This is a genomic window from Neptuniibacter sp. QD37_11 (genome assembly GCF_047778105.1).
GTDB lineage: Bacteria > Pseudomonadota > Gammaproteobacteria > Pseudomonadales > Balneatricaceae > Neptuniibacter.
The window spans coordinates 1113665-1127243 of sequence record NZ_CP180552.1 but is presented as its reverse complement, the minus strand read 5'-3'; the positions used below and the strand labels follow the sequence as shown (position 1 = coordinate 1127243).

The window sequence follows — 13579 nt, the reverse complement described above, 5'->3', positions numbered from 1 at the left end:
TGAGAAATTACGTGATGAAATTTCCTTAAGCATAAACCCTAAAGCTAACTATAGGGTCAAGGATATATTAGAGAGGATATAAGAGGTAAGGCGTCTACGACTGCTTTTCCATAGCAACATAACTGCCACTGAGACGCATAGCGACTTGGTCTTTCTGTTTAATTTCGATCACTAAATCCATCCGAGCACGGCCCTTAGCCTGCATTTTTTGATCAAAAACAGCTAATGCTTCGACATTAGGTAGTTGGCATTCTGCGGTAAAATCAGAGGTTACCGGTAGGAAATACTCGAGCTTACTCTCCCTGATAACCACATCATCGTTTCTGCCCTGAGCGCGAAGATACAAAGTCACAGCACTCCAACCACAGAGTGTGGATAAAGTTGCTAGAGATCCGCCAAAGCCTGTGCCCTTATCGTTTACATTAGGCGCAAGCGCTGCAGACATTCGCAAGCACTTGCCATCCCAATCTAAAGGCTTTACTCCCATATGATTAACCAATGGGATTTGTGATTTAAGCCAAGTAAGAAACTCAGTAGTACTGTTTGCTTCACTCAAAGGGTGCTACCTATACGCCAGTCCATTCAACGACATACTCCTGCTGATCATGCACAGGAGCCTTACGTAATTTCTTTGGTGTTCCTAGATAGATATAACCAATAATCGTTTCCTGCTCAGTTAAACCTAAGCCTTCACGTACAACTGAGTTATAAGCCATATCACCTGTTCGCCACATAGCCCCTAGCCCCTGAGCATAAGCAGCTAAAATCATATTCTGAGCGGCACAGCCTGCTGAAACCTCCTGCTCTAACACAGGAATTTTAGGACTATCTTTGACTGCAGCAATCACAACTAACATGCATGGCGCTCGAAGAGGCATCGCACGAATTTTATCTTGTTTTGCATCAGGCAGTTCAGCATCGTTGGCTAAAGCACCGCGGAGAAAAAGCTCACCAAGCTTTGCTCTCGCTTCGCCTTGCACAGACAAAAAGCGCCATGGACGCAGCGCTCCATGATCGGGCGCACGTAAAGCCGCTTGGTAAATATTCTTTAACTGTTCTTCGGTTGGGCCTGGCTCATTCAAAACCGGGCAAGAAACACGATTATGTAATAATTCTAAAGCTTCCATATTACCCTCTACTGGCGGCTCAAACGCAGATTATCAATATCTTCAGAATCACTACTTCTGAATGGATTAATATCTAAACCACCACGGCGAACATAACGTGCATAAACATTCAGGCTCTGTGGCTTACAGCGCTCCCAGATGTGCATAAAAATATTTTCTACACATTGCTCATGGAAGTCGCCGTGTTCGCGGTAAGAGATAATGTATTTCAACAGCCCTTCTCTATCGATCTCTTTACCGCAATAACTAATACCAAGCGTTGCCCAATCAGGCTGTCCCGTTACAGGGCAGTTTGATTTGAGAAGATGGCTATAAAGCACCTCTTCAATATCATCTTCGCCGGTTGTTAATAGCTCAGGCGCAGGTGTGTATTGGGTAATCTCAACATCCTGATTATCGATACAGAAACCCGTGAATTGCCCAAATTCTGGTGCTTGATCAGGATGGTATATGCGAACCTCTACGCGTCCACCAGCGGCTGCTGAAAGATCTTCGATTAAGCGCTCTTTTACTTCGCTTTCAGAGGAAAATTTACTGAGATTGAATGAGTTCAAATACAGCTTAAACGACTTGGACTCGATAATATTTTCAGAATCAGCGAAGACCTTAAACTCAGCTAAACGCACCTCGGGTTTACCACGCTGATTCAACCAAGACATCTCATAGGCGTTCCAAATATCAACACCTACAAATGGAAGATCTTTACGTTCTACACCTTGCTGCTTCCAATTGACGTCGCGTGCAATTGGATACAACAGATTTGGATCATAGCTGTTAACGTATTCGGTACCTTGCCCTAATGGCGAGCTGGCAATTACATCATGTTCTTTCATTTAACTACGGATACCTTTACCGTTTTGTAGCAGATATAGGGCATATGAAAATAGACCGGCGATAAACAGAATAATCATGCCGAAAGCAAACCCTACATTTATATCACTTACACCTAGAATACCGTATCTAAAGGTATTCACCATATACAGAATCGGATTTAACTGAGAAACCCCTTGCCAAAACTCCGGCAGTAACTGTATCGAATAAAACACCCCACCCAAATAGGTTAAAGGGGTTAACACGAAGGTCGGAATGATGCTGATATCATCAAACGAGTTCGCAAAAACAGCATTGATAAAACCGCCTAAAGCAAACAGCACTGAAGTTAGGAATACAATCGCAATTGTCACTAGAAGGTTCTGAACCTGAAGATCGGTAAAGAATAGAGACAATATTGTGACAATTAAACCAACGCCCAACCCACGCGCCACTCCACCTAAAACAAAACCACTCAAAATCACCCAGTTAGGAACAGGCGAAACTAGTAGTTCCTCAATGTTTTTTTGGAATTTAGTGCTATAGAACGATGACACTACGTTGCTATAGGAGTTAGTAATTACTGACATCATAATCAGGCCTGGCACTATATATTCCATATAGTCAAAGCCACCCATTTCACCGATCCGGCTACCAATCAGATTACCGAAGATGATGAAATACAGTGTCATAGTGATGGCAGGCGGTAGCAGCGTCTGAGCCCAGATCCGCATAAAACGCTTAATTTCGCGTCGAACAATGGTCCAGAAAGCTACCAATAAATCTTGGGTATTCATGCCTAATCCTAATCCAAACTTTTATCTACCAACGCAACAAACAACTCTTCCAATCGATTGGATTTGTTACGCATACTACTCACATTCACACCCTGCTTTTGCAGCTCAACAAAGAGCGTATTCAAGCCCTGATGCTTTTCTACATCCACTTCTAACAGATGGTCTCCTTGCAATCTGATTGGATAACCCGAGACCACTGGTGCAGCTTCTAAGCTCGAATCGAGATCAAGTAGGAAAGTTTCAGTATTCAGCTGCTGTAACAGAGCTCGCATACTGGTGTTTTTAACGATATTGCCCTGATCGATAATCGCAATATTGCGACAAAGACTTTCCGCTTCTTCTAAGTAGTGTGTCGTCAGAATAATTGTGGTTCCCGCCGCATTGATCTCTTGTAGGAACTCCCACATGGAGCGTCTTAATTCGATATCGACACCAGCTGTTGGCTCATCCAGAATCAAAAGCTTTGGATCATGCATCAATGCTCGTGCAATCATTAAACGACGCTTCATACCACCGGATAGCATGCGAGCAGCACCGTTACGCTTATCCCATAAACCTAGTTGTTTTAGGTAATAATCTGCTCTCTCTCCAGCTGCTTTACGGTTAATACCGTAATATCCCGCCTGAGTAATTAAAATATCCCGCACGTTTTCAAACATGTTGAAATTAAATTCTTGCGGCACAACACCCAGATATTTTTTGGCTTGAGTTAAGTCCTTATCTAAATCCACCCCGAAGATCGATACGCTGCCGGAGGTTTTATTCACCAAGGAAGAGACAATACCCAAGGTAGTCGATTTACCAGCACCATTAGGGCCGAGTAAGGCGAAGAAATCCCCTTGTTGAACATCAAAGGAGATATCCTTTAATGCCTCAAAGCCATTTCCATAGACTTTACGCAGGTTTTTTATAGAGAGCGCTAACGTCATTTATCTTTCCAAAAATATAAGCAGGTAATTATCCAAATCGACTTAAAACCTAAGCGAATTGAATCTCTCTTCGTAAGATTTCAGCAAACTGTGCAAATACAGGATTAAGTCAGGTGTAAGGCTGGCTGCAATGAGCCTGAGCTTATAAAATAACCCTGTCCATTATCTGGAGAGCAAAATGACATCTTACCAAATTCATCACCTGAATTTCTTAAAAATTGCTTACAATAACTTTATTAATCGAGATCCATTTAAATCAGAAACACCAACTCAAGATGATTTGGACTTTATCGAGGAATTTCAGCAGCTGATTGAGAATTTCGAATCGCAAGAAACCGGCGTTTACGAGCAAGGTGCTGATTTCATCGATAAAGCTTTCCGTCGTTATCCAGAGCTAGCGCACCTTATTGCTCGTGACCTTCTTTGGTTCTTTGGCGGTAATAATCTTCACAATATGACGGATGATGAGATCCAGAAATTCCAACAGCTTGATGAAATGCGCTTTGAAGCCGAAGAAAATGATCAAGAGTTTGATTACATCAATAAGCGTGCGGGTTTATTTGGCCAAAACTAATTAGTTTCAATCAGCCATGTAATGCCTATTCGAATGAGATCTCAACTGCCTGATTCATAACAAAATCAGGCAGCTCTTCAGCAGGCAAAGGTCGACTAAAATAGTAACCCTGAATTAGATGACAACCATGTTGTCGCAAATAAGATAATTGCTCACTGGTCTCAACACCTTCTGCCAAAGCCTCCAAACCCAAACTCTGGGCCAATACAATAATCGCCTTAACAATGGCTTCGCCTTCAGGGTTAGTGCCAATATCACGCACAAAGCTTTGATCTATTTTTAAGGTATTCAGCGGCAGTTTCTTCAGATAACTTAGCGATGAAAAGCCTGTACCAAAATCATCCATCGACAGAGAAAGCCCCATTTCACGGAATTTATGCAGTTTTGGGATAGTAATCTCTGGCTGTCTAAGCAAGAAGTTTTCGGTTACTTCTAAATCCAGCAGGTCAGGCGAAATATTCGTTTCACGCATAACCCGTCTCACCGTAGGAAGCAGGCTCTCATGCATTATTTGCTGACCAGCAATGTTCACACCGATACGGATATCCATTCCTTGATCGTGCCAATCTTTACCATTTCGACACGCTTCTTCTAATACCCACTCACCAATAGGAACGATAAGCCCCTGCTCTTCAGCAAGCGGGATAAATTTAGCCGGAGAAATCATACCCGCCTCTTCATGCTGCCAACGCAACAGGGCTTCAACCCCCATTACACTGCCATCACGCGCATCGATTTGCGGTTGATAGAATATTCTAAACTCATCCTTCTCAAGCGCACGACGAAGGTCATTCACCAGAGAGAAACGCTCATAGCGTTGACTGCCCTGCTCATCATGGTAAAAACGCAATTGGTTTTTGCCACTTTCTTTAGCATCAAACATTGCCACATCAGCATGCTGTATCAGACTAATAACATCCCGCCCATGCTCAGGAAAAAGTGAGATGCCAATACTGACCGTACTAAAGATTTCATAACCATCGATAAAGAAAGACTGCCTAAATGCTCTTAGAATGTGCTGAGCTACCAGCTCTACCTCACGAACAGAATTTCGCCCTTCCAGCAGAATAGTAAATTCATCACTACCGAGGCGCGCCAAAATACCATCATTAGCAATCACTGTTTGAATACGTTCAGCGGTTTGCTGTAACAACTCGTCCCCAACAGGATGACCCAGTGAATCATTAACATCTTTAAAAGAATCTAAATCGCAGAAAAGCACAGCAACTATAGTGTCATCAGCTTCACAATGACGAATAGCCTGTTCTACTTTTTCGTTAAAGTACAAACGATTAGGGAGCGCCGTCAATGGATCGTGGTTTGCCATCCAAATAAGACGCTTTTCAGCATGGAGACGTTCAGTGAAATCCAAACCTATAGAGAGTATCTGCGCATCAGCACCTGGAATATTCAGAACGGAGTGCAACCAAGATATTTGCAGCATCTGCCCAGTACTCGACCTGATTGAAGATTCAATCTGAACTTTAGAGTCTTTACGAGTGATCAAACTATCCAACAACAACTGATGCTGATCGTGTTGTTTCGGGTCATGATTTAGATCAAGAAAATGCATCAGTCTCGCTTCTGAAGCTGAAAGCCCAAGCACTTCCTGCCCAAATCTATTTAGGGTGACGATATTGCCACTATTATCCAAAGTTAGAATTATCGTTTCAGCTGTATCAAGCAGACTAGTAACAAAATCCCTTTCTGCCTCCAACTGAACTGAGCGCTCTGTAAGGTTTTGCGCCCTTTCGAGTAAAGATGTCTCAAGCCGCTCTAACTGATTGGCCAATTCCAATGTACTATCTTTTAAAAGGTCTAATTCATCTTCATAGATAGCTTTACGCTGAATAGCACCAAGGCGCTGTCTCATTTCAGCAAATGCACTGCCTGCCAATAAAGGTAAGAGTACGGATATCTCGGTAATCATATTCAGCGGCGAACGAATCATTGCCAACTGAAATAATGCCGCTAAGAATAAACCTAAGCCAGAGACCAATAGCTGCTGAAAAAGCTCCGCCTGAGCTTCTCGATAATTTTGAGTATGATCATCGATTAAGATCCAGTATGCAGCACCTGGCTCAGCACCAAGAGGCGGTTGAAGAATGATCTGATACCTTTTCTCACCATGTTCAACTTCAAATACACCACCCTTAGGCGGAATACTCTTTTCACTTACCAACTTATTGAGCAAAATTACATTGTCAGACTTTTCAGTAAGGTATTTGAGGTCCAGCTTCCATAAACGAGCCGCTTTTACTTGGTTTTTTGGCTGCACAGCCAACCCAATACCCCTGCCGCTTTGTTTTTTAAAATCCAGGATGACATCACGCATTTCTCGCCCAACCACCATAACGCCCACATTGTCATTTTCGAGACGCACAGGCATAGCGACGTAGCGCAAACATTCCTTGAAACAATAAAAGTAATTGTATGGTGTTTCTTTAGATAAAACTTGAGAGATCACAGAGAAAGGCAACTTAACTGTAATTCCCTGTTTATGGAGTGCTTGGCCATATTGATCATATAGATAAACAGCATCCATAGCCCCATTCATTAAAAGGCCTGGAAAATAGCGTTCAATAGATTCAATATAAGATCCAGCAGAAGCACCGCTAGAATCGACAACGATAGGGATCATCTGCCCCATCTCTAGGAGACGATCATAAGACGAAGAGACCAAACCTTCCAATACAAAAAGATCGCGTTCTGACGCCTCAAACTGTTCTTGAGTGGTCTTTTTGGTCAGTTGCACATATGAGTAATAGCTATACGCTAAGTGCAAGACAGCCAGCACCAAAACAAGGTTAAGAAAAACCTTCCAGCGCAGACTTAAAAAAGACCTTTCAGTTGAGCTCTCAATCGACATAGAGATTAAAACCTATAGGTCGCCTGTAGAGTAAGCATATCCCAATCCTCAACCTTCTCCTGATCATCCGGGTTTTCTTGAGCCGCTAACCAACCAGTACCTTCGACATGATGCCACTCAGCGCGCAATAACCAATTTTTACTTGGTTTCCAACCCACACCTAATGTCCAATCAAAGGCAAATTGAGTATGTGCTGGTTTCCCTAGAAGTGCAGCTGTTCTTTTACCATCACGGTCATCTTTATCTAAATAAAGCATGTCACGACGTAAAAATAACGTTACATCCGAACTTAAACGGTGATCAAGCTGCAGATAAAAGGACTCGGTCGTATTTTCAGGAATTAATGCATAAGCGCCGCCCAAGCTACCCCAAGTGATATCCTGTTGGAAATATTCGCCGGTCAGACTCCATTTTTGCCAGTTGTACTGCATAGATAACGCAGTCACATCAATCTCGACACGGCCATCCCCTGGAGCTCCCGAGAGCAGATCTGGCATATCCGGACCGTCAAAATCTAATTTAAAGCCACCAATGGTCGCTGCAACAACAAAGCTATAGTCACTTAAGCTATATTCAGTTCGCCATAAATACCCTGTACTGTCACTAAAGGAACCATCCCAGTCATTATTCAGGTAAGCATATTCCACGTTTAGATCTTTACGCGGTTCACCCATAACGAGTTCAGACTCTAAAGTGCCATGATCAAACAGGTAGCGACCGTATAATCTAAAACCATCCGAAGACAATTCTAAGTTTCGCGCTTTATCAAAATACAAAGATTGCGGCAAAACGGCAGATGGGCGAGTAAAGGCAACATCTCGGGTTTTATTGTAAAAACCAAATGGGTTTTTAATTCGACCGACACCTATTCCAAAAGAACCTCGTTCACCTTCATAGATTCGGTAATCGAGCAAGCCATAATCGACCGTTAGATCTCCGTCATCGACGTCACCTGCTCTACGAGACATTAACTGCCCTGTTAGTAACAAGCGATCGCTTAAACGCCAAGACGCATTTCCAGCAATTTCACGAAAATCCCAGCTTCCTGACTCACTATCCCCATAAAAGCTATTGTCACTGGTATGGGTATACCCTTGGGTGATAAACCCATTGAATTCTATATCAGGTGCTCCTTGCACTGATAAAGATAAGGAGGCCATTATAATCAACAGCAACCTATTTAATTGTAATGACTTTAACATTCAGCCCTCCTTGGATCGATGTCATCACATAGCCTATTGCCCCTTTGGTTTGGGACACTCGTTGAAGCATTTCAGCTTCGGAATTAACCGTAATCGGTGACTGCCCAGCACCAGAAAAAACTGATCGATCCCAAATATTTGATAGCTGATAAGGGAATATACCCAAAGACTGCTTAACAAAAAGCTGATGTTTATCTTGGTAAGGCGGAAGAATAAAGACACGCACTGGCATACCATCTGGCCATGTTCGTGTACGCATTGAGAAGATTGAAAGCAAATATTGCTTAGACAGACTTTCCAGAGACACCTCTGAATTGACTATCACCTCAGACAAAGCTGTCTTAGGCAGCAACAACAGCAGTAATAAAACCAGAATTCTGATCATACAATGAAGCCAACCACATCCTATGTGAAACAGCCTAGCATTATACCCAAACGGCATAAGTACCTTGTTTGGCCGAATATTCGCTTAGTTTAGACTAAACACACATTCACTGCCCAGTAACTGAGGAAAAAATAAGCATAAAGGAGGAATGGCGTCCCATAGGGGGTTCGAACCCCTGTTACCGCCGTGAAAGGGCGGTGTCCTAGACCACTAGACGAATGGGACGCAACAAATTGTAAACTCCGAAGAGTTGGAGCGGGAAACGAGGTTCGAACTCGCGACCCCAACCTTGGCAAGGTTGTGCTCTACCACTGAGCTATTCCCGCATAATCTCTCTGATTGAAAATCAGCAAGAGAAATGGCGTCCCATAGGGGGTTCGAACCCCTGTTACCGCCGTGAAAGGGCGGTGTCCTAGACCACTAGACGAATGGGACGCAACAAATTGTAAACTCCGAAGAGTTGGAGCGGGAAACGAGGTTCGAACTCGCGACCCCAACCTTGGCAAGGTTGTGCTCTACCACTGAGCTATTCCCGCTTATTCTTTTTGATTAAAAATCATAAAGAAAATGGCGTCCCATAGGGGGTTCGAACCCCTGTTACCGCCGTGAAAGGGCGGTGTCCTAGACCACTAGACGAATGGGACGCTGCTATTCCTCAAAGGGCGTTCCCTTGTGAGGAGGCGCGTATATTAAAGAACTGATTCTGGTGGGTCAACCCTAATTTTAAGAAAAAATTGCAGTTTTTTTATTATTGAAAAAATAATTAAAACAACGCTCAAAAATCGCACAAAAACAGCCCTAACCTATTGGTTAGAAAGGTGTTATTGATAGGACTAGCACATTAGAAAAACTCAATATAACTGCAACTGCTCATTTCGCGTCCAAAACATTAAAGCAAACAACAAGAACAATTAAATAGAAAGCCGAAACAGCTAAACAGAAAACTTAACAGAGGGAATAAACAATCAAGAGAAGGAGAATTTCAGGCATAAAAAAACCAGCAATAAGCTGGCCGCATTTTGGAGCGGGAAACGAGGTTCGAACTCGCGACCCCAACCTTGGCAAGGTTGTGCTCTACCACTGAGCTATTCCCGCATATTCTTTTTAACCAAGAAGTTAGAAAGAAAATGGCGTCCCATAGGGGGTTCGAACCCCTGTTACCGCCGTGAAAGGGCGGTGTCCTAGACCACTAGACGAATGGGACGCTGTAGTTCCAGATAAGCTCTGAAAGCGGTGCATATAGTATATATACCCTTTTCCGATTACAAGCACTTTTTTGATTTTTTTTATCTATAAAATCAGACACATTTTTTGATAGTGTAAACTTACTTATATAGATATAGCGTTATACAATCTCTTAACTATTAAGACTTTTGAGAAATCGCTTTTTCACTGGCAGTCAGGACCTACATTTATGAGCCCGACCTATATTGGACTTTTAATTCTTCTCGGTGTCGCCGTTATGGCAGGTATTGGATTTGCTGTTCAAGATATTGAAAACAAGAAGAGAGAGCGAAGCCTTAGACTTATTACTCTGAAAACTGCCATACGCCGTGCCTCTCACCTTTTTGAAGCCTTCCCCCCTATTCTTCTTACCAGCGAAATTCGTGCTTTATTGGTTAAATATCTAGAAGTCCGCTGGAACGCTGTGGTCGAACTTGATGGTTCAGAGTCCAACCGACAACAGCAAGCCGCTTTTCAAGCGATGGTCGGCACGGCTCAAGATCCTGTCAGCCACCCTTCTGGATCCATGACTCTTTTCGCTAACCCCAATGAAGCAGCTAGAGCGCTTGGGGTAATTAAAGAATTTGCTCAGTTTATTAGTGAAATTAAAAACAAGGGTGAACTCAATGGTAATACTGCCGATCAACTCACCCTTGAAGCTAAACGAATCTACGGCAGAATTGAGGTTGATATTGACCTCATGAGTGCAATAGAAACTGAAGAACGACAAGGACCTGAAGTAGTTGTCCATCACTACCGTAGCTGTTTTAGTAAGCTTCAAAATTTAAACCGAAATCAAGAACTTGATCGTCAACTCTACGAGATTCGTACACATTTAACTCGGCTTGCTGAAGATATTGATCAAGCAAACGAAGAGAAACGCATCGCCAAAGAGCAAGAAAAAGATTCAGGTAAGAAATTTAATTTCTAGCTCCCCCCTTCTGAGGCCTACATAAACGTGGGCCTTCCCTTCATATCATGAAGTGCCAAAGCCTTACTAAATACCCGATCAAACATGCTTATTTTAGCTACCGATAACATCGAAACTCTGTCTGATACTTCGTAACCATTCTTGGCGTATTCACTCGCTCTGTATTAAGCTGCCCCAAAAAGCTGTTACAGAAAACTATGTATATTGATCACCAAATTGCCCAAAAAATCGTAGATCGCTCGATGAAAATCATCGGTCATAACGTCAATGTAATGAACCACCAAGCAATCATCGTTGGTTCTGGTGATCCAGATCGGATTGATCAACTCCACGAAGGCGCCCTGCAAGTTTTAAATGCTAAAGCGGAGATCGATTTTGATTGCGACCAAGCTGAATCCTTAACCGGTGTACAGGGCGGTATCAATATACCTATCACTAATGATGGTCAGATTATCGGAGTTGTTGGGATTACCGGTAATCCCAACGAAGTGCGTAAATACGCCGACCTTGTTGTAATGACAGCTGAACTTGTTTTAGAACAAGCAATGCTCGCTGCGCAGGTACGCTGGGACCGACGCCTTCAGGAAAGTGTTATCGTGCGCTTGATTGAGGGAGGTTGGCAGAACGATACATTGTTCAACGATCGTGTTGAACGAATGAAAATAGATCTAAACATCCCTCGTGTTGCAATGATCGTTGATCTTAGATCTGCTGAAACACAAAAAGATATCTCCCTCTCAACCATGCAAGGGATTTTACGTCTACTAGAAAAACGTGATCCAGACACATTACTCGCTATATCAAGCCCAACTCAAATTGTTATTTTGCAAAAAATACTCTTACGCAATGAACATTGGGATTATCAAAAAAGCCAAGAACACCAAGAGAAATATCGTCTGCAACTCGCCAAGCAAACTGATATTAACTTCCACATCAGTCTGGGACAGTATTTTGAAGGTATAGAAGGTCTAGCTGAATCCTATCAAAGCGCACTCAAAACCCTTGAAGTCGGCAAGCTGAGCCATCCTAAACAACAACTATTTTCAGCCAGAGAGATGCTGTTGGATTTGGTTCTGAAAGACTCATTAGAAAGCTGGAGCGGCCCTCAATTATTAGCGGACTATGAAAAGCTGGTTAAAAAAGACAGTAATGGCAGTTTGCAAAAAACTCTGCAAGTCTATTTCGCTAATAACACAGACTTTTCACTCACAGCTGAAAGTCTGCATGTTCATCGCAACACTCTGCGCTACAGGCTTGAGAAAATTAATGATATCTTAGATATCGATCTTAAAAACCTTCAAGATCTCTTTCGTTTATACATCGCTACCCGATTAAGCGAATGGGACAACAAGCCGGAATAACTAATATCACCCTAAATTGTGCAATCTGACAAAAACAAAACCACTAAGCCTTTTTAATTTGTTTTTTTGTACGAAGCCGTCATCTCCACAACTTCGGATAATAATCCTTAAATCATTACTGGTTGTAGCACTTTGCTGTCACCCTGCATTGCTTAAGGATTGTTATGAAAATAGTTATTGCTCCAGACTCTTTTAAAGAGAGTCTTTCCGCACAGCAGGTAGCTGAAGCCATTAAACAGGGCTTTAGTCACATTCTTCCGCAGGCCGAATATATTCAACTTCCGGTAGCAGATGGTGGCGAAGGGACAACTGCCGCCTTGATTTCTTCCACACGCGGCTCTTTCCATCACACTCAAGTACAAGATCCACTTGGACAAACAGTTACTGCCACTTGGGGAGTTCTAGGCGATGGTGAAACAGCTGTCATTGAAACAGCTGCAGCTTCAGGCCTAGACCTGATTCCAATGAATCAGCGCAATCCGATGATTACCTCCAGCTACGGCACTGGCGAATTAATTCGCGCAGCTTTAGATAAAGGGGTTACTCGGATCATTTTTGGTTTAGGTGGTAGCGCGACCAATGACGGTGGCGCTGGAATCCTACGGGCCCTTGGTGCAAAGCTTCTAGATGCTGCGGGCCATCCTTTAGCCCCCGGTGGTGGCTCCTTACATAAACTAGCGGATCTGGATATCAGCCAACTAGATCCACGCTTAAAACATGTTCAATTTGAAGTAGCCTGCGATGTTGATAACCCTCTACTTGGACCAGAAGGAGCCTCAAGCACCTTTGGCCCACAGAAAGGTGCCAGTAAAGAACAGGTATCCCGTCTAGATCAAAACCTAAAACATTTTGCACAATTTCTAACGCGCGTTAGCGGCACTGATGTAACCCAAGTCCCTGGAACTGGGGCTGCAGGAGGCATAGGTGCAGCATTATGTGCTCTGTTTAATACTCAACTTAAAAGCGGAATTGAAATCGTCTTAAACGCTGTACAAATAGACCAACACTTGAAAGCTGCTGATTTGGTAATTACAGGTGAAGGCAGCATTGATAGCCAAAGCTTACGCGGCAAAACGCCTATTGGTGTTGCAAAGCGAGCTAAGCATTTTAACTGCCCTGTCATAGCGCTAGCTGGCTCCATTACTCCAGAACAAGCCCCTCTGAAAGCCTGTGGCATTGATGCCATATTTAGTGTTGTACCTGGCATCGTCTCTTTACCAGAAGCACTACAACAAGCAGAAATCAATCTACAAAATTGTGCCAAAAATATCGCAACGATCTGGGCATTTAATCACAGTAACATTTAAAGAATCACATCCTCAGGACCGCTCTGTGGCCCTGACCTCTTACAGCGCTTTGCTGTACTCTTG

General features: G+C 43.1%; 12 protein-coding genes and 7 tRNA genes. 4 read left to right on the top strand and 15 right to left on the bottom strand.

Annotated features, from left to right (window positions below; genetic code table 11):
• Nucleotides 1–94: 94 nt before the first annotated feature.
• Genes ACMXYT_RS05070 through ACMXYT_RS05050 form a run of 5 tightly spaced genes read right to left on the bottom strand, consistent with a single transcriptional unit; the run spans nucleotide 95 to nucleotide 3663 of the window.
• Nucleotides 95–556 (bottom strand): YiiD C-terminal domain-containing protein, encoded by a 462-nt coding sequence (locus ACMXYT_RS05070; protein ID WP_415900495.1) that lies wholly within the window; start codon nucleotides 554–556, stop codon nucleotides 95–97.
• Nucleotides 557–566: 10 nt separating this feature from the next.
• On the bottom strand, nucleotides 567–1127 hold the full coding sequence (locus ACMXYT_RS05065) for an NAD(P)H nitroreductase (protein WP_415900494.1): 561 nt from the start codon (nucleotides 1125–1127) through the stop codon (nucleotides 567–569).
• An 8-nt stretch (nucleotides 1128–1135) separates the two neighbouring features.
• Complete coding sequence (queF, locus tag ACMXYT_RS05060; protein WP_415900493.1) at nucleotides 1136–1960, bottom strand: NADPH-dependent 7-cyano-7-deazaguanine reductase QueF; 825 nt, start codon at nucleotides 1958–1960, stop codon at nucleotides 1136–1138.
• Nucleotides 1961–2734: an ABC transporter permease gene (locus tag ACMXYT_RS05055; protein ID WP_415888751.1), complete on the bottom strand. Its 774-nt coding sequence runs from the start codon at nucleotides 2732–2734 to the stop codon at nucleotides 1961–1963.
• Nucleotides 2735–2742: 8 nt separating this feature from the next.
• Entirely contained in the window at nucleotides 2743–3663 is a 921-nt protein-coding gene (locus ACMXYT_RS05050) for an ABC transporter ATP-binding protein (RefSeq protein ID WP_415900492.1), read from the bottom strand.
• Nucleotides 3664–3841: 178 nt separating this feature from the next.
• On the opposite strand from ACMXYT_RS05050, the gene ACMXYT_RS05045 reads away from it, so the two are divergent.
• Entirely contained in the window at nucleotides 3842–4237 is a 396-nt protein-coding gene (locus tag ACMXYT_RS05045; protein ID WP_415900491.1) for a PA2817 family protein, read from the top strand.
• Between the two features lie 25 nt (nucleotides 4238–4262).
• Here the strand turns inward: ACMXYT_RS05045 and ACMXYT_RS05040 are convergent, their stop codons facing one another.
• From ACMXYT_RS05040 to ACMXYT_RS04995, 10 genes are all read right to left on the bottom strand, one after another.
• The gene (locus tag ACMXYT_RS05040) at nucleotides 4263–7106 is read right to left on the bottom strand and encodes an EAL domain-containing protein (RefSeq protein WP_415911945.1); all 2844 of its coding nucleotides are present in this window, start codon (nucleotides 7104–7106) and stop codon (nucleotides 4263–4265) included.
• A 5-nt stretch (nucleotides 7107–7111) separates the two neighbouring features.
• Nucleotides 7112–8308 carry a hypothetical protein gene (locus ACMXYT_RS05035; RefSeq protein WP_415900489.1) on the bottom strand — a complete coding sequence of 399 codons (1197 nt, stop codon included), beginning with the start codon at nucleotides 8306–8308 and terminating at the stop codon, nucleotides 7112–7114.
• Nucleotides 8283–8693, bottom strand: coding sequence for a hypothetical protein (locus ACMXYT_RS05030; protein ID WP_415900488.1), 411 nt, complete (start codon nucleotides 8691–8693; stop codon nucleotides 8283–8285). Before ACMXYT_RS05030 ends, ACMXYT_RS05035 begins: the two co-directional genes overlap by 26 nt.
• Before the next feature lie 149 nt (nucleotides 8694–8842).
• A tRNA-Glu gene (locus tag ACMXYT_RS05025) sits at nucleotides 8843–8918 on the bottom strand.
• A gap of 26 nt (nucleotides 8919–8944) precedes the next feature.
• Nucleotides 8945–9019 (bottom strand) — tRNA-Gly (locus ACMXYT_RS05020).
• Between the two features lie 33 nt (nucleotides 9020–9052).
• Nucleotides 9053–9128 (bottom strand) — tRNA-Glu (locus ACMXYT_RS05015).
• A 26-nt stretch (nucleotides 9129–9154) separates the two neighbouring features.
• Nucleotides 9155–9229: transfer RNA gene (locus ACMXYT_RS05010), tRNA-Gly, on the bottom strand.
• 32 nt (nucleotides 9230–9261) lie between these two features.
• Nucleotides 9262–9337, bottom strand: a tRNA-Glu gene (locus ACMXYT_RS05005).
• Nucleotides 9338–9713: 376 nt separating this feature from the next.
• Nucleotides 9714–9788: transfer RNA gene (locus tag ACMXYT_RS05000), tRNA-Gly, on the bottom strand.
• 33 nt (nucleotides 9789–9821) lie between these two features.
• Nucleotides 9822–9897, bottom strand: a tRNA-Glu gene (locus ACMXYT_RS04995).
• Between the two features lie 210 nt (nucleotides 9898–10107).
• On the opposite strand from ACMXYT_RS04995, the gene ACMXYT_RS04990 reads away from it, so the two are divergent.
• The 3 genes from ACMXYT_RS04990 (at nucleotide 10108) to ACMXYT_RS04980 (ending at nucleotide 13516) form a co-directional block, all read left to right on the top strand.
• On the top strand, nucleotides 10108–10848 hold the full coding sequence (locus ACMXYT_RS04990; protein ID WP_415900487.1) for a hypothetical protein: 741 nt from the start codon (nucleotides 10108–10110) through the stop codon (nucleotides 10846–10848).
• 197 nt (nucleotides 10849–11045) lie between these two features.
• Nucleotides 11046–12209, top strand: a complete 1164-nt coding sequence (locus tag ACMXYT_RS04985) for a sugar diacid recognition domain-containing protein (protein WP_415900486.1) — start codon at nucleotides 11046–11048, stop codon at nucleotides 12207–12209.
• Between the two features lie 164 nt (nucleotides 12210–12373).
• Complete coding sequence (locus ACMXYT_RS04980; protein WP_415881828.1) at nucleotides 12374–13516, top strand: glycerate kinase; 1143 nt, start codon at nucleotides 12374–12376, stop codon at nucleotides 13514–13516.
• The last annotated feature ends 63 nt before the right edge of the window (nucleotides 13517–13579 follow it).